The organism is Bradyrhizobium sp. T-1 (assembly GCF_053592855.1).
The window spans coordinates 8,152,491-8,175,912 of the sequence record NZ_CM132115.1; the positions used below are offsets into that span (position 1 = coordinate 8,152,491).

A 23,422-nucleotide genomic window follows, 5' to 3' on the forward strand; every position below is an offset into this window, starting at 1 on the left:
AATCTCGAGATTCCGGGTTCGCCTCTTCGAGGCGCCCCAGAATGACGATGTGGTTGCTGCCTACGCCCTCGCGGCAATCGCGGCGGCTTCGGCGGCGGCGCGCTGCATGCTGGTCGACATCTCGTTCGTCACCGTGCTCTGCTCTTCGACGGCGGCGGCGGTCGAGGTGACGTATTCACTGACGTTGTTGATCGCCTGCTTGATCGAGCCAAGCGCGCTGACGACATCGCCTGAGATGCCGTTGAGACTGCCGATCTCCTGGCCGATCTTGTCGGTGGCCTGCTTGGCCTGGTTGGCGAGGCTCTTCACTTCGGAAGCCACCACGGCAAAACCGCGGCCGGCCTCACCGGCGCGGGCGGATTCGATCGTGGCGTTCAACGCCAGCAGATTGATTTGGCCGGTGATGCTGTTGATCATCTCGACGATGCCGCTCATCGCCTGCGCGGCTTCGGTGAGCCGCTGGGCCTGGGCGTCGGCGGCAGCGACCTGATCCACGGCGCTCATCGCGGTCTCGCGCGACTTGGTCATTGCTTCGGAGATCTCCCGCACCGAAGCGTTGAGCTCCTCCGAACCGGCGGCCACCGATTCCATCATGCCGCGAACGCGCTCGTTGCCCATGCGCACCAGCACCTGCTTGGTGGTGTCGGTGGCATATTTCACGACCTTGAACGGCTTACCGTTGAGATCGAGGATCGGATTGTAGGAGGCCTGGATGTAGACTTCCTTGCCGCCCTTGCCGATGCGCTTGTATTCGGCCGCCTGGTACTGGCCGCGGTTGAGCGCGGCCCAGAACTCGCGATAGGCGCCGCCGTCACGCTCGCTCGGCTCGACGAACATGCTGTGATGCTTGCCCTTGATCTCGGAAAGCGAATAACCGAGCGCGCTGAGAAAGTTGGGGTTGGCGGTGATGATCGTGCCGTCCATGTTGAACTCGATCACGGCTTGCGCCTTGTCGATCGCCGCGATCTGACCGGCGAGATCGGCGTTTCTCAGCTTCTCCGCGGTGACATCGGTTGCGAACTTGACGACGCCGTACGGCTTGCCGTTCTCGTCGAGCAGCGGATTGTAGGAAGCGAGAATCCACACCTCCCTGCCGCCCTTGCCGATCCGCTTGAACTCGCCGGCCTGATAATCGCCGCGGTTGAGCGCGGCCCAAAATTCGCGATAGGCCGTGCCATTGCGCTCAGCGTCGGCCACGAACAGGCTGTGATGCTTGCCTTGGATCTCGGCGAGCGAGTAGCCGAGCGTCCTGCAGAAATTCTCGTTGGCGGAGACGATGGTGCCATCGAGCTTGAACTCGATCACAGCCTGGGCGCGGCCGATGGCGGCGATCTTGGAGGCATCCGTCATGCTCCGGATCTTCTTCTCGGTGATGTCGGTCGCAATCTTGGCAACCATCACCGCCTTGCCGTCGCCATCGAGCACAGGGTTGTAGGATGCTTCGATCCAGACCTCGCGGCCGTCCTTCGCGATCCGCTTGAACTCGCGCGCCTGATACTCGCCACGCTTCAGAGCAGCCCAGAACGCCTTATACTCGGCGGTGTCGCGCTGGTCGGCCGGCACGAACATGGAGTGATGCTTGCCCTGGATTTCGTCGAGCCGATAACCGAGGGCATCGAGGAAATTCTTGTTGGCCGTGACGATCGTCCCATCAAGATTGAATTCGATCATGGCCTGCGACCGGCCAATGGCGTCGAGCCGCGCCTGTGCATCACCATGGGACTTGCGACCGAACATCAAACAATCTCCATCTTGAAAAAAAGCCCGGGCGGACACGTCCGCCGGGGATACGCCCCTCCGGCGACACTGCCGTAGTCCAGTCCACAGTTCCCGCGGGTCCGCACAATCGAATGCCGATCGGACAAGTTTTGCGCCAACGGCAGCGGAGGCGGGCATGCAACATTATTCGTAAATGAAAAACTCGAACAAAGTTCTAATGGAAATAGCGAGAATCGGCAGGGTTTGGCGCGGCCGTCGGCGCAACGAATGCGGCTACCCTCGAGAACGGCGTGCCGCTCGGCTTGAAATGATGTTTCTCATTCAATGGCTTGACCAACGTGCCGCGGGTTTGCCGGCCTGACATGAGGGATATGTCTTCTCGCGACTCGGTGTCACGCGAGTCCGTAGTCTCACTGCTCCTGTCACACCTTGTGCATCGCACGCCGGCTGATCCACCACAGCGTCAGGTTCCACGCCACGCAGGTTCCGAGCGCAAGGCATAGACCGACGGCGGAGCCGAATTGCACCACCGCGACGTGCATCACGGCAATCGCCATTCCGAAACCGAGCAGACCCCAGGCGGAGTTGGCCAGCACGGCAGCGGTCGGAGGGCCGCCGATACGCGGATGCAGGATCACCATGATGCTGGTGAACACGATCGGATAGAGCGCCATGATGCCGCTGATCTTTGGTCCGACCCAGCCTGAGGTCGAGACCACGATCGCGACCAGGGTCGCGACCAGCGAAGCGCGGAACGGCACGTCGTACCAGCGGCGCGTGACAAGCGGCATTTTCACGTGGCGATAGCGCGCCAGCAGCGGGATGCAGATGCCGAAGGCGACGAAGTTGACGGCAAGGCCGGCGGTCAGCGACCAGTCGAACATCCGGATGATCGAGGCGAGCACGATCCAGACCGCCACGGCTGCGCCGCAACTGACGGCAAGGCCGTGCCGTTGCGCCAGCACGACATAGATCAGCCCCAGCACGATCGTCGCGCCGTTGATGGGCAGGCTCGCGAGCGCACCCTGCGCAATAAAGGCGGCGTCATGGTCGAGTGCGAGGAAAACATAGGAGGGACCCGCCGAGATCGGCAAGGTCGCAACCAGCGCGCCGATCACCGGCCCGGAGCGCTCCGCGATGATCGATGCCGTCACCACGAACGCCGCCGCGATCGCCATGCGCAGGAGAAGGAAGATGATGAAGGAGAGTTCGAGGGACATCTAGCGCGGGGTGATCTTGTTGAGGTGTATTGTCCGCGGGGTCGAGCACCTCTCCCACAGGGAGAGGTCGATTTGTGCAGCAAATCGGGTGAGGGATTCAGGTCCCACGAGAAAGCGCAGCCCCTCTGCCGCGCTTTCAGCGCGACCTCTCCCTATGGGAGAGGTAGGCAATCACATCCGCTGCATCGACACCGAAACCTTCGGGCCGTTCTTGATGGTCTGGTAGACCACGCAATAGCGCTCGGTGAGCTTGAGCAAGAGATCGAGCTTGTCCTGCGGCGCATCGGTGTCGACTTCGAAGCGCAGCCGGATTTCCGCAAAGCCGACCGGGGTCTCCTTGTCGACGCCGAGTGTGCCGCGGAAGTCGAGATCGCCCTCGGCATAGACGTTGCCGGTCTTCAGCGGCACCTCGATCGCGGTCGCGACCGACTTCAGCGTGACGCCGGCGCAGGCGACCAGTGCTTCGAGCAGCATGTCGCCGGAGCAAAGCTCGAGGCCGGAGCCGCCGGTGGCGGGATGCAGGCCGGCCATCGCGATGGCGCGGCCGGTCTCGACCTTGCAGGCGATGCCTTCGCTGTCGGTCGAGCCCTTTGCCTTCAGCGTGATCATCGCGGTCTTGGGATCGGTCTTGTAGCGCTCCTTGATCGGGGCCTGCATCTGGCGCAGTTCTGCGGCGTCCATCTTGTTCTCTCCCGGAAAAATTGCCCCTCGATGTACCGGCTCAGGGAGAAATTGTCACCACCACATGGCCTGACCGGGACCCTGGGTTGCGTCGCGGTCGGGCACGTTACGGTCCAGCGAACGGTCGAGCGACGTCAGCACACTTCGCTTGAAGTTCTCGAACAGCGGCGAATTGCGGTCGCGCGGCCGGCCGAGATTGATCTCGATCTGGTCGAACAGCCGGCCGGGCCGCGGCCGCATCACCAGCACGCGGTCGGACAGCACCACGGCCTCATCGACGTCATGTGTGACGAGGATCAAGGTCGGGCGCGTATCGGCCCAGAGGTCGAGCAGATGATCCTGGAGGTCGCGACGGGTGAAGGCGTCGAGCGCCGAGAACGGCTCGTCGAGCAGGAGCACCTCTGGCTGCGGCACCAGCGCGCGGGCGATCGCAACGCGCTGCGCCTGTCCACCGGAGAGCTCGCGCGGCCAGGCCTGCGCCTTGTCGGCGAGCCCGACGCGGGCCAGCGCGCGCGTCACCTTCTCGCGCCGTTCAGTCGCCGGCAGATCGGCAAGGCCAAAACCGATATTGTCGGCGACGCTGAGCCAGGGCAGCAGCCGCGGCTCCTGGAAGATGATGCCGATCTTGGCATGCGGCGAGGCGATGGCTTCGCTGTCGAGCGTCACCGTGCCGGAGCTGGCGCGGTCAAGCCCGGCGATGGCACGCAGCAGCGTGGACTTGCCGCAGCCGGAGCCGCCGATGATGGCAATGATCTCGCCCTGCCTGATCTCGGCGGAGAAGCGCGCGAGCGCCTGCACGCCGTTGGGATAGGTCTTGCTGACCCGGTCGAGCGCGAGCATCGTGTTACGCTCCCTTCGGTCGGGCGAAGGCGTCCTGCCAGCGCAGGAAGGGTGCGGCCGCGACCTCGATCAGCCAGTCGGTGAGCTTGCCGAGGATGGCGAAGATCACGATGGCGGCGAAGATCTGCGCGGGCTTGCCGAGCTGCTGGCCGTCGAGCAGCAGATAGCCGAGGCCTTCGGAGGCGCCGATCAGCTCGGCCGCCACCACGAACATCCAGCCGAGACCGAGGCCAACACGCAAGGACACGACATAGGCCGGCAGCACCGCGGGCAGCAGGATGCGGCGGATCATGGCAAAGCCGGACAGACGGAAGGTGCGGCCGACCTCGACGATCTTGCGATCGACCGAGAGAATCGCGCCCATCACGCCGAGGTAGACCGGGAAGAATACGCCCACCGCGATCAGCGCGATCTTCGAGGTTTCGAAAATGCCGAGCCAGAGGATGAACAGCGGCACCCAGGCCAGCGACGGGATCGCGCGCAGCGCCTGCACGGTCGGATCGAACAGCCGCCGTGCCAGCGACCAATAGCCGGAGATCGCGCCCAACAGCGTGCCCGCGACCACGCCGAAGGCGAAGCCAAGACCGACGCGCCACAGCGTCGCTGCGATGTGGCGGACCAGCTCGCCGGAGCGTGCAAGCTCGGTGATGGTGGCGAAGACCCGCGAGGGCGGCGGCACCAGCCGGCCATTGGACCAGCCGAACCAGACCACCAGCTCCCAGCCGACCGCTAGCGCAACCGGCAGCAGCAGCCCCAGCATCGGCCGCGCATAGCGCGATAGCCGCGAGGGCACGGCAGTGCTCTCGGCGGGTTCCGAAGATTGCTGCAAAACTGGCGCGTCGGAGATCATGGCCGTTAGGAAGCGCGTCCAGGAAAGGAATGCAACAGTGTTGCCACACTCACAGCCGTCGTCCCGGGCTCGCTTCGCGCCCGGGGCGACGGCGGAGTATGTGGCGCGCGTTTGCCGAGCTAATTCGTCGGCAGCGGCACCTGGTCGTCGATCAGCGCGTCCAGCGTCGCCTTCACGTCGACCTTGGGGTCGACGACGCCGGCCTGCTGCAGGGCGAGGCCTGCGGCAAGGATCGACTCGCGCTGGGGGGCGCCGATGCGGCTGTGGGTGAGCTCGGTGCGCTCCTTGAGCTGCTTGTCGACGACGGCGTCGGGAAGCTTCGTGACCGCGATGAAGGTCTTCTTCAGCTCGTCGTAGTTGGCGAGCGAATATTTCCGCGCATCTTCGTACACCGCGAGCACGCGGCGAGCGGCGTCCGGATAGTCCTTCAAGAACTGCTCGCGCACATTGAGAATGCCCCAGGTGTTGGCATCGGCCTTGCGATAGAACAGCTTTGCGCCCTCCTCGACCTCGGCCTGCGCCATCATGGGATCGAGACCGGCCCAGGCATCGACGTCGCCGCGGATCAAAGCGGTCTTGCCGTCGGCGTGCTGGAGCAGCACCGGGGTGATGTCCTTTTCGGTGAGACCAGCACCGAGCAGCGCGCGCACCAGGAAGATGTGCGGATCGGTGCCGCGCGTCACGGCGACGCGCTTGCCCTTGAGATCGGCAACGCTCGCGATCTTGGAATCCTTGCCCGCGACCAGCGCGGTCCACTCGGGACGCGAATAGACATAGATCGATTTGATCGGATTGCCGTTGATGCGCGCGACCAGCGCCGCCGAGCCCGCGGTCGAGCCGAAATCGATCGAGCCGGCATTGAGGAATTCGAGCGCCTTGTTCGAGCCCGCCGACTGCACCCAGGTGATGGTGATGCCATCCTTGGCGAACTCCTTCTCTAGAAGCCCCTTCTGCTTCAGGACCATCGACACCGGGTTGTAGGTCGCCCAGTCGATGCGGATTTCCTTGAGCGGATCTGCAGCCCTTGCCGCGGGGGTCAGCGCGAGCGCGACGGCTCCCGCCAGCAAAATGCGTCGTGTCATGTCAGCCATGCCCAGCCTCCTTGAAAACTTCATTATTTTTCAATGAGTTACATCTAGAAATCAACGAGAAAATCCCACCCTTGAAAGCGCGCGGCCCGAGAACAATTTTGCTTCCAGCCGGTCTTTTCCAGCATGGAACGACTATTGCCAGAGAATGGCGGGTGACAGCGCCTGTCACCTCTTATATCCGGTGAGACATGGACAGCGTTGCGACCGAGCATAAGCCAGAGGTGGATGATCGCTTCGACACCGCGCGGATCACCGCCGCGGTCGATGCGCTCGCGGAGAAGCATCAGGGCCGCGAAGACGCGTTCCGTACCGCGATGGCGCAATTGCTCAAGGCCGAGCTGATCGCCGCGCGCGCCGCAGCGCAGGCGATCCTGCTCAAGGATCGCCATGGACGGCGCTGCGCCGAGCGGCTGTGCCATGTGCAGGACGAGATCATCCGCATCCTCTACTCGGCCGCGACCCGTCATCTCTACCGATCGCCGATCCCGAGCGGGGCCGAGCGCATGGCTGTGGTCGCGACCGGCGGTTATGGCCGCGGCCTGATGGCGCCCGAGTCCGACATCGATTTGCTCTTCATCCTGCCCTACAAGCAGACCGCCTGGGGCGAGCAGGTCGCGGAAGCCATTCTCTATTGTCTCTGGGACATGGGGCTGAAGGTCGGTCATGCCACGCGCTCGGTCGATGAATCGATCCGGCAGGCCCGCGGCGACATGACCATTCGCACCGCGATCCTGGAGACGCGCTTCCTCACCGGCGACCAGCCTCTCTATGACGAGCTGGTCGCGCGCTTCGACAAGGAAGTGGTGCAGGGCACCGCGTCCGAATTCGTCACGGCGAAGCTCGCCGAACGCGAAGAGCGGCATCGTCGCGGCGGCCAGTCGCGCTATCTGGTCGAGCCGAACGTCAAGGACGGCAAGGGCGCCCTGCGCGACCTGCATACGCTGTTCTGGATCGCGAAATACGTCTATCGCGTCCGCGACACCGACGAGCTGGTCGAACGTGGCGTGTTCGACGCGCAGGAGTATCGGAGCTTCCGCCGCTGCGCCGATTTCCTCTGGTCGGTGCGCTGCAATCTGCATTTCTACTGCAATCGCGCCGAGGAGCGTCTTTCCTTCGACCTGCAGCGCGAGATCGCTGTCAGGCTCGGCTACACCTCGCATCCCGGCATGCAGGACGTCGAGCGTTTCATGAAACACTACTTCCTGGTCGCCAAGGAAGTCGGCAACCTCACCGCCATCCTTTGCGCCAAGCTCGAGGATCAGCAGGCCAAGCCCGCTCCGGTGCTGAGCCGGATGATGGCACGGCTGCGTCCCACGGCTGTGAAGCGGCGCGTCCCCGACAGCGACGACTTCATCGTCGACAACAACCGCATCAACGTCGCCGCGCCCGACGTGTTCAAGCACGATCCGGTCAATCTGATCCGTATCTTCCGCCTGGCGCAGAAGAACAACCTCGCCTTCCACCCGGACGCGATGCGCGACGTGACGCGCTCGCTCGGCCTGATCAACGCGCAGATGCGCGAGAATCCGGAAGCCAACCGGCTGTTCATGGAGATCCTGACCTCCGACAACGCCGAAATCGTGCTGCGGCGGATGAACGAGACCGGCGTGCTCGGCCATTTCATCCGCGCCTTCGGCAAGATCGTCTCGATGATGCAGTTCAACATGTATCATCACTATACGGTCGACGAGCACCTGATCCGCTGCGTCGGCTTTCTCCAGGACATCGAGCGCGGCGGCATCGAGGAGTTCGCGCTCGCCAGCGATTTGATGCGCAAGATCCGGCCCGAGCACCGCGCGGTGATCTACATCACGACGCTGCTGCACGACATCGCCAAGGGACGGCCCGAGGATCACTCGATCGCAGGCGCCAAGGTCGCGCGCCGGCTCTGCCCGCGGCTCGGGTTCAGCGCGGCCGACACCGAGCTCATAGCCTGGCTGATCGAGGAGCATCTGACGATGTCCACGGTCGCGCAGTCTCGCGATCTCTCCGACCGCAAGACCATCGAAAATTTTGCCGCCGTGGTGCAGTCCGTCGAGCAGATGAAGCTGCTCACCATCCTCACCACCGCCGACATCCGCGGCGTCGGCCCGGGCGTGTGGAACGGCTGGAAGGCGCAGCTCCTGCGCTCGCTCTATTATGAAACCGAGCCGGTGCTGACCGGCGGCTTCTCGGAAGTCGATCGCGGCAAGCGCCTCACCGCTGCATATGCCGAATTCCGTAACGCCTTCGCCGAGTGGCCGGCGGACGAGCTCGATGCCTATATCGGCCGCCACTATCCGGCCTACTGGCTCAAGGTCGAGCTGCCGCGCAAGATCCGCCATGCCCGCTTCGTCCGTTCCAGCGAGCAGGCCGGCCACAAGCTTGCGATCAATGTCGGCTTCGACGAAGTGCGCGGCGTCACCGAGCTGACGATCTTCGCCGCCGACCATCCCTGGCTGCTGTCGATCATCGCGGGCGCCTGCGCTTCGGCCGGCGCCAACATCGTCGATGCGCAGATCTACACCACGACCGATGGCCGTGCGTTGGACACGATCTCGATCTCGCGGGAATACGACCGCGACGAGGACGAGGGCCGGCGTGCCACGCGCATCGGCGAGATGATCGAGGACGTGCTCGAAGGCAAGCTTCGGCTGCCGGAAGTGGTGGCGCGGCGCACCGTGCGCAGCAAGGCGCGGCCTTTCGTGATCGAGCCGGAAGTGACCATCAACAATCAATGGTCCGACCGCTACACCGTGATCGAGGTCTCGGGCCTCGACCGCCCCGGCCTGCTCTACGAGCTGACCACCGCGATCTCCAAGCTAAACCTCAACATCGCCTCGGCCCATGTCGCGACCTTCGGCGAGCGCGCCCGCGACGTGTTCTACGTCACCGATCTCTTGGGCGCGCAGATCAACGCGCCAACCCGCCAAGCCGCGATCAAGAGCGCACTGACGCACGTCATGGCGGGCGACAAGGCGGTTCAGCCGGCGGCGTGAACCTCTTCCGTCATTCCGGGGCGATGCGTAGCATCGAACCCGGAATGACTGAGCTTCAAACCTCAACGCCCTCGTGCCGCAGCAGCCAGCGCTTGCGCTCCAGCCCGCCGCCGTATTTCACCAGCGAGCCATCCGCACCGATCAGACGATGGCATGGCAGCACCACGCTGATCGGGTTGGAGCCGTTGGCGTGACCAACGGCGCGAATGGCCTTCGGCCTGTCGATCTTTGCGGCAAGCGCGCCATAACTCATCGTGGTGCCGGCAGGGATCTTCGCCAGTGCAGTCCAGACCTTTTGCTGAAATGGCGTTCCGGCGATGCGCCATTCGATTCGCGCGAGCTGGCCGAGATCCCCTGCGAAGTAAGCCGACAGCGCGGCCTTCATCGCCGTCGGCGCAGGCCGATCAATCAGCTCCACCGCACCATGATGCAATCTCAAGAGTTCGCGCATGCGGTGCTCGTAGTCGTCCCAGTCGAGCGCGCGCAACGCGCCGTCGGCATCGGTGACGAGCAACGCGATCCCGATCGGCGTCACCAGCCGATCGAGACCGAAGCGTTCAGGAGGTTTGGTTGATCGAGCGGTCATCGCGACACCGTGGCATCGAAACACATTTCGCACTTGCCATGCCGGCTGTGCTAACGTCCACCCGAAAGCTGACGCTTTTGGGGGAGCTCAACTTGATTTTCATCGCCAATATCCTGGTGGCGCTGGTCGCCGCATTGCACGCCTACTTTCTGATCCTGGAGATGTTCCTCTGGGACAAGCCGCTTGGCTTGAAGACATTCCGCAATACGCCGGAGAAAGCCGAAATCACGAAAGTGCTGGCCGCCAATCAGGGCCTCTATAACGGCTTCCTCGTCGCCGGCCTGATCTGGGGGCTCGTCCACGGCAATCCGGCCTTCGCGTTCCAGATCAAGGTCTTCTTTCTGCTCTGCGTGATCGTGGCCGGCGCTTATGGCGCGGCGACCGTCAGCACGCGCATCCTGATCGTGCAGGCGCTGCCGGCCGCAATCGCGCTGGCAGCACTGTTCCTGGCTTAAGACCTTGGCCTGAGGCGCTACGGCGCAGCGCCGCGATCCTTGCGCGCGGCCTGCCCTTCCTCCACACTCTTCGACAGCGATGGCGACCGTTGCAAAAACGGGAAAAGACCGTCGGCCGGAAAATTCCGTCAGGAGGAACAACCAACATGAAGACTCGCAGAGCCTATCTAGCTGCCACGGTGGCGCTCGCCTTCGCGTTCTCCGCCAACCAAGCCCTCGCACAGAAGAAATACGATATCGGCGCGAGCGACACCGAGATCAAGATCGGCCAGACCGTGCCGTTCTCCGGCGCCTATTCCGTCTACGCCAACATCGGCAAGACCCAGGCCGCCTACTTCAAGATGATCAACGATCAGGGCGGCATCAACGGCCGCAAGATCAACCTGATCCAGTATGACGACGCCTATTCGCCGCCGAAGACCGTCGAACAGGTGCGCAAGCTCGTCGAGGGCGACGAGGTGCTGTTCACCTTCCAGATCATCGGCACCGCGGCAAACGCCGCCGTGCAGAAATATCTCAACGGCAAGAAGATCCCGCAGCTCCTGGCTTCGACCGGCGCTGCGCGGTTCAACGATCCGCAGAACTATCCCTGGACCATCGCATATAATCCCAACTACGTGTCAGAGGGACGCATCTACGCCAAGTACATTCTGAAGGAGCATCCGAACGCCAAGATCGGCGTGCTCTACCAGAACGACGACATGGGCCGCGACTATCTCGCGGGCCTCAAGAGCGGCCTCGGCGACAAGGCTGCCAGCATGATCGTCGGCGAGGTCTCCTATGAGGTCACCGATCCGACGGTGGACTCGCAAGTGGTCAAGCTGAAATCGATGGGTGTCGACCTGTTCTATGACGCCTCGACGCCGAAATTCGCGGCGCAGGCGATCAAGAAGCTCGCCGACCTCGGCTGGACGCCGGTGCATATCCTCGACATCAATGCGAGCCCGATCTCGGCCACGCTGAAGCCGGCCGGTCTCGACATCTCCAAGGGCATCATCTCGACCCAATATGGCAAGGAGCCGGGCGATCCGCAGTGGAAGGACGATCCGGGCGTGAAGGCCTTCTTCGCCTTCATGGACAAGTATTTTCCCGAAGGCGATAAGCTCAACACCGTCAACACCTACGCTTATTCGGTGGCCGAACTCCTGGTGCAGGTTCTGAAACAGTGCGGCGACGACCTGTCGCGTGAGAACGTCATGAAGCAGGCCGCCAACATCAAGGACTTCACCCCGAGCTTCGCGCTGCCCGGCATCAAGATCAACACCGGTCCGAACGACTACCGCGTCAACAAGCAGATGCAGATGATGAAGTTCAACGGCGAACGCTGGGAGCTGTTCGGACCGATCATCGAGGACTCCGGACCGGCGGGTTAGTTCGATCTTGTAGGATGGGTTAGACCTGCGGCTGCGCGAAGCGCAGTCCGCGGGGCGTGCCCCACCTCTTCTGCGTCCGCGAAGACAAACAGTGGTGGGTTACGCTTCGCTAACCCACCCTACGAACCAAAGCACCCTACGAACGGCCAGCACCTTCCCGCCTTGCGTTGCAGCAACCTCTCCTCCACACTCGCCCTCAGCGATGGCGTCGGACGCGCAGTGCGTCCGGCAGACCATCGGCAATAACAGACTGAGGAAATTGCGAATGAGGAATGGAGTTTTGCATCTGGCCACGGCAACGGCGCTGACCCTGGCGCTGTCGATCTCTGCGGCCAATGCCCAGAAGAAATATGATCCGGGCGCCAGCGACACCGAGATCAAGGTCGGACAGACCATGCCGTTCTCGGGACCCGCATCGGCCTATTCGTCGATCGGCAAGACCCAGGCCGCCTATTTCAAGATGATCAACGAGCAGGGCGGCATCAACGGCCGCAAGATCAATTTGATCCAGTATGACGACGCCTATTCGCCGCCGAAGGCCGTCGAGCAGATCCGCAAGCTCGTCGAGAGCGACGAGGTGCTGCTGACCTTCCAGATCATCGGCACGCCCGTGAACGCGGCCGTCCAGAAATATCTCAACTCCAAGAAGGTGCCGCAGCTGTTCGCAGCAACCGGCGCTTCGCGGTTCACCGATCCGAAGAACTTCCCGTGGACGATGGGCTACAACCCCAACTACTTCGTCGAGGGCCGCATCTACGGTCAGTACATTCTCAAGGAGCATCCGGACGCCAAGATCGGCGTGCTCTACCAGAACGACGACCTCGGCAAGGACTACATCAACGGCCTCAAAGCTGGCCTCGGCGACAAGGCCGCCAAGATGATCGTGACCGAAGCCTCCTACGAGGTGTCAGATCCCACCGTCGACTCGCAGATCCTCAAGATCAAGGACGCAGGCGCGGATCTGTTCTTCAGCGCGACCACGCCGAAGCAGGCCGCCCAGGCGATCAAGAAGATCGCTGAGATGGGCTGGCATCCGACCCAGATCGTCGACATCAACGCAACCTCGGTCGGCGCGGTGCTGAAGCCTGCAGGCCTCGACGCAGCCAAGGGCCTGATCAGCGTCAACTACGGCAAGGAGCCGCTCGATCCGACCTGGAAAGACGACGCCGGCCTGAAGAAGTATTTCGACTTCATGGCCAAGTACTATCCGGACGGCGACAAGGACTCGAACTTCAACACCTACGGCTACGGCACTGCCCAGCTGCTGGTCCATGTGCTGAAGCAGTGCGGCGACAACCTCACGCGCGAGAATGTCATGAAGCAGGCCGCTTCACTGAAGGACTTCACGACCGACGTCGCGCTGCCCGGCATCAAGGCCAACACCTCGGCGACCGACTACCGCGTCAACAAGCAGCTTCAGATGATGAAGTTCAACGGCGAGCGCTGGGAGCTGTTCGGCCCGATCCTGGAGGATTCGGGTCCCGCGGGTTAGCTCTCGAAATCTTCTGTCTCAACGACAGTCATGCCCGGGCTTGTCCCGCCTGCGCGGCCGAAGCCGCTTCGGCGAGGCGAAGGCCCGGGCATCCACGTTATTAGGGCGACCAAGGACGTCGCGGATGGCCGGGTCATAGGCGAGCGGAAGCGACGCCGTCCTTCGGACGGCTACGCCCAGCCATGACGACACTCAGGCCGGTATCTCGCCAAAATTCTTCCCCACCGGCAGCACCGCGTGCCGGATCAGGCGCGAATCCTCCACCGCGGCCTGGCGGTGCTTGACGGCCTCGCGATAGACGGGATCGCGGATCATCTCCACAAAAGCGGCGACGCTTGGATATTCGGCGATGAAGCAATGGTCCCAGCGCTCGTCCTGCGGGCCGATCAGCATCAGCTCGAACCGGCCCTGCCAGATGATGCGGCCGCCGAGGCGCGTGAATACCGGGCCGCTTTCGCGGCCGTAGGCCGCATAGGCTTCCCCGCCGCTGGCCTTGCGACCGTCGGGATAGGCCGCTTCCTTGCGCAATCGCACCAGATTGAGCATGTGGATCGGACCCGGGCGGTCGTTCTCCCGGAATTGTGCAAAAATCTCCTTGGTCGGATCGATATGGCCCATGCGAGTTCCCTCTTCGTTATGGCCGCGATCCTAGCTCTGCCGCTCAATGAGCGGAACTGCGGCCAGGGAATGCCGCATCTCCTAATCAGTCGTTAAGCACGGGGTAACCGGGCCTTAAACAGCGACCGCTAGCGTGCGGCGGGGCGGGGTGAGCGGGCGTTTTTAGTATGGGGTCGGGAAAGAAAAAGGGTGGGCGGAAGGAGCCGTTGTTCGGCTTGCCCGCGGCGCTCGCCGATCTGCGCCTGACGGCGGCGGATCGCATTCCCGGTGGCGGCGACGACAAGCCGAAAAAGCCCGCGAGCAAGCGCAAGGCCGAGGCGTCCGACGACGAGCCGCCGCGCGAGCGCAAGACACCGGCCAAAAGCAGCGGTGCCAAGCGGCGGTCGAAATCATCCATCAGCGCCGGCCTCGGCCGCCTCGTCTATTGGGGCGCCGTGCTGAGCCTGTGGGGCGTGATCGCCGTGATCGGCGTCGTGATCTGGGTCGGTGCCCATTTGCCGCCGATCCAATCGCTGGAGATTCCAAAACGTCCGCCGACGATCCAGATCGTCGGCATGGACGGCAGCCTGCTGGCGCAGCGCGGCGAAATGGCCGGCGCGAACGTGTCGCTGAAAGACCTGCCACCCTATCTGCCCAAGGCCTTCATCGCGATCGAAGACCGCCGCTTTTATTCGCATTTCGGCATCGACCCCGTCGGCATCCTGCGCGCGCTCGTCACCAACGTGCTTCATCGCGGCGTGTCGCAGGGCGGTTCGACGCTGACGCAGCAGCTCGCCAAAAACCTGTTCCTGACCCAGGAACGCACCATGCAGCGCAAGCTGCAGGAGGCGGAGCTCGCGATCTGGCTCGAGCGCAAGCATTCCAAGGACGAGATTCTGGAGCTCTATCTCAACCGCGTCTATTTCGGCTCCGGCGCCTACGGCGTCGAAGCTGCCGCGCAAAGATATTTCGGCAAGCCGGCCAGGAGCGTGACGATCGCGGAAGCCGCGATGCTGGCTGGCCTCGTCAAATCGCCCTCGCGTCTCGCGCCGAACCGCAATCCGGAAGGCGCGGAAGCGCGCGCACAGGTCGTGCTCGGGGCGATGGCGGACGCCAAATTTATCACCGAGGCGCAGGCCCAAGCCTCGATCGGCCATCCCTCCTACAATGTGAAGCCGGTCGGCGCCGGCACCGTGAACTACGTTGCCGACTGGATCGGCGAGGTGCTGGACGACCTCGTCGGCCAGATCGACGACAGCATCAAGGTCGAGACCACGATCGATCCAAGACTCCAGGCCGTGGCGGAGGCCGCCGTCATCGACGAGCTCGCGGCCAAAAGCGTGAAGTTCAACGTCAGCCAGGGCGCGCTGGTGGCAATGACACCCGACGGCGCAGTGCGCGCGATGGTCGGCGGGCGGAACTATTCCGAGAGCCAGTACAACCGAGCGGTCACCGCCAAGCGTCAGCCGGGCTCCTCGTTCAAGCCGTTCGTCTATCTGACGGCGATGGAGCAAGGGCTGACGCCCGACACCGTCCGCCAGGACGCGCCGATCGAGGTCAAGGGCTGGAAGCCCGAGAACTACACGCATGAATATTTCGGCGCGGTGACGCTGACGCAGGCGCTGGCGATGTCGCTCAACACGGTCGCCATCCGCCTCGGCCTCGAGGTCGGGCCGAAGAACGTGGTGCGCACCGCGCACCGGCTCGGCATCTCCTCGAAGCTCGAGCCCAACGCCTCGATCGCGCTCGGCACCTCGGAAGTCTCCGTGGTCGAGCTGGTCGGCGCCTATGCCCCGTTCGCCAATGGCGGCTTCGCCGTCGCGCCGCATGTGGTGACGCGGATCAGGACGCTCGACGGCAAGCTGCTCTACATGCGCCAGCCCGACGAGCACAACCAGGTGATCGAGCCGCGTTACGTGGGCATGATGAACACGATGATGCGGGAGACGCTGATCTCCGGCACAGCGAAGAAGGCCGAGATCCCCGGCTGGCAGGCGGCCGGCAAGACCGGCACCAGCCAGGATTACCGCGACGCCTGGTTCATCGGCTACACGGCGAACCTCGTCACCGGCGTCTGGCTCGGCAATGACGACAACTCGCCGACCAAGAAGGCAACCGGCGGCGGCCTCCCGGTGGAAGTCTGGACCCGCTTCATGCGCGCCGCGCACGAGGGCGTACAGGTGGCGGCCCTGCCGAACCTGCAAAGCAATTGGGGGCCGTCGAACCTCGTGCAGATCTCATCGCAGGTGTCGCCGCCGACACAGGCAGTGCCCGGCCCCGCTCCGGCACCGGTCAGCAATGGCGGCTATCGCGCACCGCCGCCACCGACACGCGCCAATGTCAATGCACGGCCGGAGGCAGCCGCCGGACTTGATGGCTGGCTGATGGACCGGCTGTTTGGCGGGAATCGATAGACCGCAAAACAAAAACGCAAAAACAACCCCATGCACAGTAGGCGGCGATTCCCGGCGCGATGTGCGGTGGATGGTGCGAAGGCGTTGATGCGACGTCGTAAAATGCGATCGCCCGCTTTCGCGGGCGATGACACCGTTCATTCGATTGGCAGCGAGGCCTAGTCCTCGACCCCATACCGGTGCAGATCGTTGCCGCAGGTATCGAGCCACTTCTTGGCGCGCTCCATTGACGGACAGATCTTGCCGCAGACGCGCCAGAACCTCGCCGAATGGTTCATCTCGACAAGATGAGCGACCTCGTGGGCGGCGAGATAGTCGAGCACGAAGGGCGGCGCGAGGATCAGGCGCCAGGAGAACGACAGCGAGCCCGCCGAGGTGCAGGAGCCCCAGCGGCTGGACTGATCGCGGATCGAGAGCCGCTTCACCTTGACGCCGAGCTCGGCGGCATGGGTCTCGGCTGAGCGCTGCAAATCCTTGCGCGCTTCGCGCTTGAGGAAATCGCTGACGCGGCGATCGACATGCTCGAGGCCACCGGCGACGCAGAGAATGCGCTCGCCGCTGTCACGCGTCTCCGTCCACACCGTGCCGCGCGCGCCGGCGCGATGCACGATGCGATGGGGAACACCACGGAGCGGTATCACTGTGCCAGGCTGAAACGGCGCGGCCTTCGGCAGGCGACCAAGACGCGCTGCAATCCAGGCACCGTGACGCTGCGCAAAATCCTTGGCTTCCGCGAGCGTGCCGCGCGGCGGGATCGTGAGGATCGCTTCGCGATCACTCGGATGAATTCTCAGCGTATACCGGCGCGCTCGGCGGTGCCTGCGCAGCCGAATCGCAAAGAATTGCGACCCATGGGTGATGAGAAGGGTCTTCGGTTCGTGGGGCCGCCGATAAAGGAGCGCGCGAGTGGCCATGTCTGTCAGTCCGGGGAGCAAGAGATCGCCCGGATTCTGCCATAACCGCCGCCAGGGAAAGCGCTCGGCGCAAAAACAAATCATTTGCCCAATATACAGGGGTCGGGCGTCCGGGAGACCCTACAGACTGGGGTTGGAACCGGCTTTTTTCGCCCTCTCTGGATGCATGCGACACCCCCAAGAGGTGAGGGGTGACTCACTCCTAGAAGGCTACCTAAATACCGCGAATCTGACCGGAACCGGACCCTGCCGACGCCGCCAGCAGGGCCCAATTTTTCGACGGGAAAGCCGAAATCCGCAGCTTATTCGGCAGCGCGCGCTTGTAATGAGGTCGGATTCGCTGCCGAGACCATGAAGTCATGGATGCGCGGCACGATTTCCGACTTGAAGCGCGAGCCGTTGAACACGCCGTAATGTCCGACGCCCTTCTGGACGTAGTGAACGCGGCGATGATCCGGAATCGAGCTGCACAATGTGTGCGTGGCCTCGGTCTGACCGAGACCCGAGATGTCGTCGTTCTCGCCCTCGACCGTCATCAGCGCAACGCGCGTCACCTTGGAAGGATCGACGCGAGTTCCACGATGGGTCATCTCACCCTTCGGCAGCGAGTGCTTCACGAACACGGTGTCGACCGTTTGCAGGTAATATTCGGCCGAGAGGTCCATCACCGCGAGATACTCGTCATAGAACTCGCGATGCTTGTCGACGAGATCGCCGTCGCCCTTCACCAGATTGGCGAAGAGCTGCTTGTGGGCGTCCATGTGGCGGTCGAGATTCATGCTGATGAAGCCGTTCAGCTGCAGGAAGCCCGGATAGACGTCGCGCATCATGCCCGGATGCGGGAACGGCACCTTGGTGATGACGTGATTGCGGAACCAGTCGATGCCGCGCTCCTGGGCGAGGTTGTTCACGCCGGTCGGATTGCGACGGGTGTCGATCGGGCCGCCCATCAGCGTCATCGAGGTAGGCACGAAGGGATCGCGTCGCGCCTCCATGACCGAGACCGCGGCAACGACGGGCACGGAGGGCTGGCACACAGCCATGACGTGGGTGTTGCCGCCGAGGACGTGCAGCATCTCGATGACGTAGTCGATGTAATCGTCGAGATCGAAGCGCCCCTCGCTCAAGGGCACCATGCGGGCGTCGGCCCAATCGGTGATGTAGACCTCATGCGCCGGCAGAAAGGCCTCGACCGTGCCACGCAGCAGCGTCGCATAGTGGCCGGACATCGGCGCGACGATCAGCACCCGCGGCTGCGGGCTGCGCAGCGGTCGGGCGAATTTGCGATCGAAGTAGAGCAACCGGCAGAACGGCTTTTCCCAGACCGAGCGGACCTCGACGGGGACGCGGATGCCATTGACCTCGGTGTCGTTGAGGCCCCATTCCGGCTTGCCGTAGCGGCGCGTGGTGCGCTCGAACAATTCGCAGGCCGCGGCGACCGACTTGCCGACCTCGGTGCGCGTCCAGGGATTCAAGGGATTCTGAAACAGGAGCTTGGTCGCGTCGGTGACCGCACGTGCCGGATTGAGAGAGGCGTGCGCCATCTCGTACATCCAGTACATCGGCGTGGTCAGGACCGGACTGCCTTCAGCCACCAGGGGCGGCGCGCCGCCAAACTCACCAATAGGCATCGCTATGTTCCTCTTCGCATCGCAGCATACTGCCGAATGCGTAATATTGCGTCAATGCATGGTTCCGTACATCTACGTGGCCCGGACAGCCAAATCGGCCTGAATCCACGGGAAAGTGACGTTATTCGCCGCCCGCGAGCAGGGAGCCGTGCTTGCGGGCGCTGCGCAACAGGGCAAGGAATGCCCCAAAAGAAGCAAGCAGAAGCACTGCGTTGATGGCCAGCGCATCCAGCATCAGATCGGCCCGGAAGGTCTGCTCGATCAGCAGCGCGCGCATCCCCTCGAACACGTAAGTCGGCGGCAGCGACCAGGCGACGTATTGCAGCCAGGATGGCAGCACGCTGACGGGGTAATAGATGCAGGCGAGCGGCATGATCGCGAACATCAAGGTCCAGACGATGCTCTCGGCGCCGAGGCCGTTTCGCAGCACCAGGCCCGAGACGAAGATGCCGACCGACCAGCTCGTGAAGATCAGATTGCAGAAGAAGGCGATCAGCGGCAGGCCGAGGCTGTAGACATTGAAGTGAAAGAACGCCAGCGCGAGCAGCGTCATCGGAATGATTCCGATCGCCAGCCGGATCAGACTCATCACCATCAGCGAGAGCAGAAACTCGATCGGCCTCAAGGGGCTCATCATGAGGTTGCCGAGATTGCGCGCCCACATCTCCTCCAGGAAGGAGATGGAGAAGCCGAGCTGGCCGCGGAACAGGATGTCCCAGAGGATCACGGCGCCGATCAGCGTGCCGCCGGCGCGGGCGAAGAAGCTGGCGTTTTGCGCGATGTAATACTGGATGAAGCCCCAGGTGATGACCTGGAGTGCCGGCCAGTACAGCAGCTCGAGCAGCCGTGGCCAGGACGACAACAGGAGATACCAGTAGCGCAGGATCATCGCGCCGATGCGCTGGACGGAGATGCCGCGGTGGAGGGAGATGTCGGTCATCGCGCTGCGTCCTCTCTGGCACCGTTCACGCGACCGCGCGCGACGTCCAGAAACACCTCCTCCAGGGTGGTGCGGTTGTAGCGGGCCATGATGGCGTCGGGCGTGTCATCGTCCTCGATACGGCCACGCTTCATGATGATGACGCGGTCGCAGAGCCGCTCGACCTCGAGCATGTTGTGGGATGCCAGCAGGATGGTGGCGTTGTTGTCCTTGCGGTAGCGCTCCAGATGCGCCCGCACCCAGTCGGCCGTATCCGGATCGAGCGAGGCAGTCGGCTCGTCCAGCAGCAACAGCTCCGGCTCGTTGATCAGCGCCTTCGCCAGCGCGACGCGGGTCTTCTGCCCGGCGGAGAGCTTGCCGTTGGCGCGGTCGATGAACTCGTTGAGATCGAGATCGTCGGCCAGCCTGGCGATGCGGTCGGCGAGGCCTTTCACCGCATAGAGCTTGCCGAAAATGGTGAGGTTCTGCCGCACCGTGAGCCGCATCGGCATGTCGACATAGGGGCTTTCGAAATTCATCCGCCCCAGCACCGCCGCGCTCTCCTCCGGCATCCGATGGCCGAGCACGCGGACGCGGCCGGCGGTCGGCAGCACCAGCCCCATGATCATCGCGATGGTGGTGGTCTTGCCAGCGCCGTTGCCGCCGAGCAGCCCGGTGATGCTGCCGCAGGGAAGCGAAAAGGAGATGCCGTCGACCGCGCGGGTCTGCTTGTAGACCTTGACGAGGCGATCGACCTCGATGGCCGCGGACGAAATACCATCCGCGACAGTCGGCCGGCTTGAAGCGTTGTCATTCCCGGTCATGCTAGAGGCGTTCTTCCGCCATTGCGCGGTGGAGCGCAAGACTTGCCTGATAAGACTTGCCTGACAAGACTTGCTTGAAATGACTTGATGTAAATGGCTCGCAACCTGCCCGAAGGGCGCGAGTCAGCGTGTTTGTGATCGGACACGCGCACCGCTAGATTGGCCTGTGATGACCGAGACCACCGCTTCCGACTTCCGCCCGGCGCAACGACACATCCGCCTGGATACCATCCTGCGACTGCGCTGGCTCGCGGTGCTGGGCCAGCTCGCCGCGATCTTCATCGTGGCGCAGGGGCTCGAGTTCAACGTCGAGATCGTGCCCTGTGTCAGCATCATCGGCCTGTCGGCCATGCTCAACCTGGTGCTCCAGACCGCGGTCAATCCGATGCGGCGGCTGGAGCCGATCCAGGCGGCCGGGCTGCTGGCGCTGAACATCGTGGAACTGGCCGGGCTGTTGTTCTTCACCGGCGGATTGCAGAACCCGTTCTCGTTCCTGTTCCTCGCTCCCGTCTTGATTTCAGCCACCGCCTTGCCGGCCCGGCTGACCTTCGGCCTTGGCATTCTGGCCGTGGCTTGCGCCTCGATCCTGTTCTTCGTCCATCTGCCGCTGCCGTGGGACGCAGAAGATCCCGTGGTGCTGCCGCCGATCTATCTCGTCGGCGTGTGGCTTTCGATCGTGCTCGCGATCGGCGTCACCAGCCTCTACTCGTTCCAGGTGACCGAAGAGGCGCGCAAGCTCGCCGACGCCTTGGCCGCGACCGAGCTGGTGCTGACGCGCGAGCAGCACTTGACCCAGCTCGACGGCCTTGCCGCCGCCGCTGCGCACGAGCTCGGCACGCCGCTTGCGACCATCTTCCTGATTTCGCGCGAGCTGGAGAAGACGGTGAAGGACCCGAGCTTCGCCGCCGATCTCAAGACGTTGCGCGAACAGACGCAGCGCTGCCGCGACATCCTGAGCAAGATCACCCAGCTTTCCTCGACCGGCGCGCCGTTCGACCGCATGAAGCTTTCCGAGCTGATCGAGGAGGTGGTGGCGCCGCACCGCGACTTCGGCGTCGAGATCAAGGTGCGGATCGCCGTGACGGCAACAGCCGAGCCGGTCGGCTCACGCAACCCTGCGGTGCTTTATGGGGTCGGCAACATTGTCGAGAACGCGGTCGATTTCGCGCACACCAGCGTGGAAGTGAACGCATGGTGGAACAACGACACGATCGAGATCGTGATCTCCGACGATGGCCCAGGCATTCCGCCCGACCTCATGAACCGGATCGGCGAACCCTATCTGTCGCGGCGGCGCACCCAGGATGCCGGCGGCGGCCTGGGGCTCGGCGTGTTCATCGCACGCACGCTGCTGGAACGCACCGGCGCCAAGGTCTCGTTTACCAACCGGACCTTTCCGCAACACGGCGCCGTGGTCCAGATCGCGTGGCCGCGCGAGCGTTTTGAGGCTATCGAGAGCCTCGAAGAAACAATAGGATAGGCCGCGACCTTGCGTCGCACGTGAGGGCCGATCGACTATTGGCGGCCTTGGCACCGCTCGATTGCGACGCCATATATAGATGTGCAGGAGAGAGGACAAAACCTTGAACGCCATCGCCGAACTGAACGAACAGACCGACCGCTCGCTTCTCATCGTGGAAGACGACAAGCCGTTCCTGGAGCGTCTGTCGCGCGCCATGGAGACACGCGGCTTTGCGGTGACGTCATGTGACACGGTCTCGGATGGTCTCGCGCAAATCGGCAAGTCCGCGCCCGCCTTCGCCGTGGTCGATCTCAGGCTCGGCGACGGCAACGGTCTCGACGTCGTCTCAGCGCTGAAGAAGAAGCGCCCCGAAGCCCGCGCCATCGTGCTGACCGGTTATGGCAACATCGCCACCGCCGTCACCGCGGTGAAGATGGGCGCGATCGATTATCTCTCGAAGCCCGCCGATGCCGACGACGTCGTCGCCGCGCTGCTCTCGACCAGCGCCGAAAAGTCGGAGCTGCCGGCGAACCCGATGTCCGCCGACCGCGTGCGCTGGGAACACATTCAGCGCATCTACGAGATGTGCAACCGCAACGTCTCGGAGACGGCGCGCCGCCTCAACATGCACCGCCGTACGCTGCAGCGGATTCTGGCCAAGCGCGCGCCAAGGTAACGGTGTCGTGGGGTGGGCAAAGGCGCACTGCGCCGTGCCCACGGTTTCTCTCCGGGTTTCATCGATAGGTTTGGTGGGCACGCTTCTGCTTTGCCGACCCTACGACTCTTGCATTTGCGGCGCCGCTATTCCCAAAAATCCGCGTGCCCTTGCGGATCGACCAGGCGGTTGATGCGCAATGCCGCCGCCATGCCGAACCGCACCGTCATCTGCTTGCGCGTGGCGGCCGCGATTCTGTGCTCGGGCGCCTCGCAATGCATGTGCGCGCCATAGGCATCCGCGATGATCAGGCCGGTGTCTTGCGGAAAAATCTCGCACGGCAAATCCTGCGTGAAAGCGAAGAACAGCCGGTCGCAATGGGCGCGGTATTCATGCCATTTCTGATCGGCGCGCAGATCCTCTACCGATGACTTGATCTCGACGATCCAGATCTCGCCGCGCTCGTTCAGCGCCACCAGATCGGCGCGGCGTCCCGACGGCAGCGGCAATTCGCTGATGCAGGAAAAGCCGAGCGAGCGCAGCAGCCGCGCCGTGCCCCGCGCGATCGCCAGCGCCGTCTCGGACTGGCGGCGATCGGGCGGCGGAACAAGAGCGATGTTGCGGGCGGGGTTATCCATACGGGGAGAGTAGCCGATTCCACCCCCGCTGTCGTCCTGGCGAAAGCTGGGACCCATCACCCCAAAAGGTCGTTGTCGCGCGA

General features: G+C 63.6%; 20 protein-coding genes. 7 read left to right on the top strand and 13 right to left on the bottom strand.

All coding sequences use genetic code 11. The annotated features are described in order from the left end of the window. Positions 1 to 60: 60 nt before the first annotated feature. The 6 genes from ACWAT4_RS38915 to ACWAT4_RS38940 form a co-directional block, all read right to left on the bottom strand. Positions 61 to 1,737, bottom strand: a complete 1,677-nt coding sequence (locus ACWAT4_RS38915) for a methyl-accepting chemotaxis protein (RefSeq protein WP_212303284.1) — start codon at positions 1,735 to 1,737, stop codon at positions 61 to 63. Positions 1,738 to 2,141: 404 nt separating this feature from the next. After that, positions 2,142 to 2,939, bottom strand: coding sequence for a hypothetical protein (locus ACWAT4_RS38920; RefSeq protein WP_449729517.1), 798 nt, complete (start codon positions 2,937 to 2,939; stop codon positions 2,142 to 2,144). 171 nt (positions 2,940 to 3,110) lie between these two features. Continuing rightward, positions 3,111 to 3,620 (bottom strand): OsmC family protein, encoded by a 510-nt coding sequence (locus tag ACWAT4_RS38925; RefSeq protein ID WP_212303282.1) that lies wholly within the window; start codon positions 3,618 to 3,620, stop codon positions 3,111 to 3,113. Positions 3,621 to 3,674: 54 nt separating this feature from the next. Then, the gene (locus tag ACWAT4_RS38930) at positions 3,675 to 4,460 is read right to left on the bottom strand and encodes an ABC transporter ATP-binding protein (RefSeq protein WP_212303281.1); all 786 of its coding nucleotides are present in this window, start codon (positions 4,458 to 4,460) and stop codon (positions 3,675 to 3,677) included. A 4-nt stretch (positions 4,461 to 4,464) separates the two neighbouring features. Then, positions 4,465 to 5,310 (bottom strand): ABC transporter permease, encoded by an 846-nt coding sequence (locus tag ACWAT4_RS38935; RefSeq protein ID WP_449729518.1) that lies wholly within the window; start codon positions 5,308 to 5,310, stop codon positions 4,465 to 4,467. 119 nt (positions 5,311 to 5,429) lie between these two features. Then, positions 5,430 to 6,401, bottom strand: coding sequence for an aliphatic sulfonate ABC transporter substrate-binding protein (locus ACWAT4_RS38940; protein ID WP_449729519.1), 972 nt, complete (start codon positions 6,399 to 6,401; stop codon positions 5,430 to 5,432). A gap of 188 nt (positions 6,402 to 6,589) precedes the next feature. Between ACWAT4_RS38940 and ACWAT4_RS38945 the strand changes: the two genes are divergently transcribed. Continuing rightward, positions 6,590 to 9,379 (top strand): [protein-PII] uridylyltransferase, encoded by a 2,790-nt coding sequence (locus tag ACWAT4_RS38945; protein WP_212303278.1) that lies wholly within the window; start codon positions 6,590 to 6,592, stop codon positions 9,377 to 9,379. Positions 9,380 to 9,434: 55 nt separating this feature from the next. Here the strand turns inward: ACWAT4_RS38945 and ACWAT4_RS38950 are convergent, their stop codons facing one another. After that, a complete protein-coding gene (locus ACWAT4_RS38950) occupies positions 9,435 to 9,965 on the bottom strand; it encodes a methylated-DNA--[protein]-cysteine S-methyltransferase (RefSeq protein WP_212303277.1) in 531 nt (176 codons plus the stop codon). A 92-nt stretch (positions 9,966 to 10,057) separates the two neighbouring features. On the opposite strand from ACWAT4_RS38950, the gene ACWAT4_RS38955 reads away from it, so the two are divergent. From ACWAT4_RS38955 to ACWAT4_RS38965, 3 genes are all read left to right on the top strand, one after another. After that, positions 10,058 to 10,420 (top strand): DUF1304 domain-containing protein, encoded by a 363-nt coding sequence (locus tag ACWAT4_RS38955; RefSeq protein ID WP_212424328.1) that lies wholly within the window; start codon positions 10,058 to 10,060, stop codon positions 10,418 to 10,420. Positions 10,421 to 10,566: 146 nt separating this feature from the next. Then, entirely contained in the window at positions 10,567 to 11,793 is a 1,227-nt protein-coding gene (locus tag ACWAT4_RS38960) for an ABC transporter substrate-binding protein (protein WP_212424327.1), read from the top strand. 265 nt (positions 11,794 to 12,058) lie between these two features. Continuing rightward, the gene (locus tag ACWAT4_RS38965) at positions 12,059 to 13,285 is read left to right on the top strand and encodes an ABC transporter substrate-binding protein (RefSeq protein ID WP_212302137.1); all 1,227 of its coding nucleotides are present in this window, start codon (positions 12,059 to 12,061) and stop codon (positions 13,283 to 13,285) included. Positions 13,286 to 13,477: 192 nt separating this feature from the next. Here ACWAT4_RS38965 and ACWAT4_RS38970 read toward each other — a convergent pair whose 3' ends face one another. After that, positions 13,478 to 13,903 carry a DUF1330 domain-containing protein gene (locus ACWAT4_RS38970; RefSeq protein ID WP_449729520.1) on the bottom strand — a complete coding sequence of 142 codons (426 nt, stop codon included), beginning with the start codon at positions 13,901 to 13,903 and terminating at the stop codon, positions 13,478 to 13,480. Between the two features lie 167 nt (positions 13,904 to 14,070). On the opposite strand from ACWAT4_RS38970, the gene ACWAT4_RS38975 reads away from it, so the two are divergent. Beyond that, on the top strand, positions 14,071 to 16,296 hold the full coding sequence (locus ACWAT4_RS38975; RefSeq protein ID WP_449729521.1) for a transglycosylase domain-containing protein: 2,226 nt from the start codon (positions 14,071 to 14,073) through the stop codon (positions 16,294 to 16,296). Between the two features lie 158 nt (positions 16,297 to 16,454). Here the strand turns inward: ACWAT4_RS38975 and ACWAT4_RS38980 are convergent, their stop codons facing one another. The 4 genes from ACWAT4_RS38980 to ACWAT4_RS38995 all read right to left on the bottom strand — a co-directional run bounded on the left by ACWAT4_RS38980 (position 16,455) and on the right by ACWAT4_RS38995 (position 20,584). Next, positions 16,455 to 17,294, bottom strand: a complete 840-nt coding sequence (locus tag ACWAT4_RS38980) for a M48 family metallopeptidase (protein WP_212445437.1) — start codon at positions 17,292 to 17,294, stop codon at positions 16,455 to 16,457. 218 nt (positions 17,295 to 17,512) lie between these two features. Then, positions 17,513 to 18,841, bottom strand: coding sequence for a polyhydroxyalkanoate depolymerase (locus ACWAT4_RS38985; RefSeq protein WP_212302132.1), 1,329 nt, complete (start codon positions 18,839 to 18,841; stop codon positions 17,513 to 17,515). Positions 18,842 to 18,962: 121 nt separating this feature from the next. Beyond that, the gene (locus tag ACWAT4_RS38990) at positions 18,963 to 19,781 is read right to left on the bottom strand and encodes an ABC transporter permease (RefSeq protein WP_449729522.1); all 819 of its coding nucleotides are present in this window, start codon (positions 19,779 to 19,781) and stop codon (positions 18,963 to 18,965) included. Next, complete coding sequence (locus tag ACWAT4_RS38995; RefSeq protein ID WP_449729523.1) at positions 19,778 to 20,584, bottom strand: ABC transporter ATP-binding protein; 807 nt, start codon at positions 20,582 to 20,584, stop codon at positions 19,778 to 19,780. Before ACWAT4_RS38995 ends, ACWAT4_RS38990 begins: the two co-directional genes overlap by 4 nt. A 169-nt stretch (positions 20,585 to 20,753) precedes the next feature. Between ACWAT4_RS38995 and ACWAT4_RS39000 the strand changes: the two genes are divergently transcribed. Beyond that, the gene (locus ACWAT4_RS39000; protein WP_212302129.1) at positions 20,754 to 22,064 is read left to right on the top strand and encodes an ActS/PrrB/RegB family redox-sensitive histidine kinase; all 1,311 of its coding nucleotides are present in this window, start codon (positions 20,754 to 20,756) and stop codon (positions 22,062 to 22,064) included. Between the two features lie 103 nt (positions 22,065 to 22,167). After that, positions 22,168 to 22,722: an ActR/PrrA/RegA family redox response regulator transcription factor gene (locus ACWAT4_RS39005; protein WP_271607750.1), complete on the top strand. Its 555-nt coding sequence runs from the start codon at positions 22,168 to 22,170 to the stop codon at positions 22,720 to 22,722. A gap of 125 nt (positions 22,723 to 22,847) precedes the next feature. On the opposite strand, the gene ACWAT4_RS39010 is transcribed toward ACWAT4_RS39005, so the two are convergent. After that, positions 22,848 to 23,339, bottom strand: a complete 492-nt coding sequence (locus ACWAT4_RS39010; protein WP_449729524.1) for an MmcB family DNA repair protein — start codon at positions 23,337 to 23,339, stop codon at positions 22,848 to 22,850. Positions 23,340 to 23,422: the final 83 nt, after the last annotated feature.

Coding starts and splice junctions, on each gene's coding strand:
- ACWAT4_RS38975 (WP_449729521.1), top strand. CDS start 14,071: ATGGGGTCGGGAAAGAAAAAGGGTGGGCGGAAGGAGCCGTTGTTCGGC.
- ACWAT4_RS38925 (WP_212303282.1), bottom strand. CDS start 3,620: ATGGACGCCGCAGAACTGCGCCAGATGCAGGCCCCGATCAAGGAGCGC.
- ACWAT4_RS39010 (WP_449729524.1), bottom strand. CDS start 23,339: ATGGATAACCCCGCCCGCAACATCGCTCTTGTTCCGCCGCCCGATCGC.
- ACWAT4_RS38935 (WP_449729518.1), bottom strand. CDS start 5,310: ATGATCTCCGACGCGCCAGTTTTGCAGCAATCTTCGGAACCCGCCGAG.
- ACWAT4_RS38915 (WP_212303284.1), bottom strand. CDS start 1,737: ATGTTCGGTCGCAAGTCCCATGGTGATGCACAGGCGCGGCTCGACGCC.
- ACWAT4_RS38950 (WP_212303277.1), bottom strand. CDS start 9,965: ATGACCGCTCGATCAACCAAACCTCCTGAACGCTTCGGTCTCGATCGG.
- ACWAT4_RS38930 (WP_212303281.1), bottom strand. CDS start 4,460: ATGCTCGCGCTCGACCGGGTCAGCAAGACCTATCCCAACGGCGTGCAG.
- ACWAT4_RS38970 (WP_449729520.1), bottom strand. CDS start 13,903: ATGGGCCATATCGATCCGACCAAGGAGATTTTTGCACAATTCCGGGAG.
- ACWAT4_RS38980 (WP_212445437.1), bottom strand. CDS start 17,294: ATGATTTGTTTTTGCGCCGAGCGCTTTCCCTGGCGGCGGTTATGGCAG.
- ACWAT4_RS38995 (WP_449729523.1), bottom strand. CDS start 20,584: ATGACCGGGAATGACAACGCTTCAAGCCGGCCGACTGTCGCGGATGGT.
- ACWAT4_RS38985 (WP_212302132.1), bottom strand. CDS start 18,841: ATGCCTATTGGTGAGTTTGGCGGCGCGCCGCCCCTGGTGGCTGAAGGC.
- ACWAT4_RS39000 (WP_212302129.1), top strand. CDS start 20,754: ATGACCGAGACCACCGCTTCCGACTTCCGCCCGGCGCAACGACACATC.
- ACWAT4_RS38940 (WP_449729519.1), bottom strand. CDS start 6,401: ATGGCTGACATGACACGACGCATTTTGCTGGCGGGAGCCGTCGCGCTC.
- ACWAT4_RS38965 (WP_212302137.1), top strand. CDS start 12,059: ATGAGGAATGGAGTTTTGCATCTGGCCACGGCAACGGCGCTGACCCTG.
- ACWAT4_RS38990 (WP_449729522.1), bottom strand. CDS start 19,781: ATGACCGACATCTCCCTCCACCGCGGCATCTCCGTCCAGCGCATCGGC.
- ACWAT4_RS38960 (WP_212424327.1), top strand. CDS start 10,567: ATGAAGACTCGCAGAGCCTATCTAGCTGCCACGGTGGCGCTCGCCTTC.
- ACWAT4_RS38945 (WP_212303278.1), top strand. CDS start 6,590: ATGGACAGCGTTGCGACCGAGCATAAGCCAGAGGTGGATGATCGCTTC.
- ACWAT4_RS38920 (WP_449729517.1), bottom strand. CDS start 2,939: ATGTCCCTCGAACTCTCCTTCATCATCTTCCTTCTCCTGCGCATGGCG.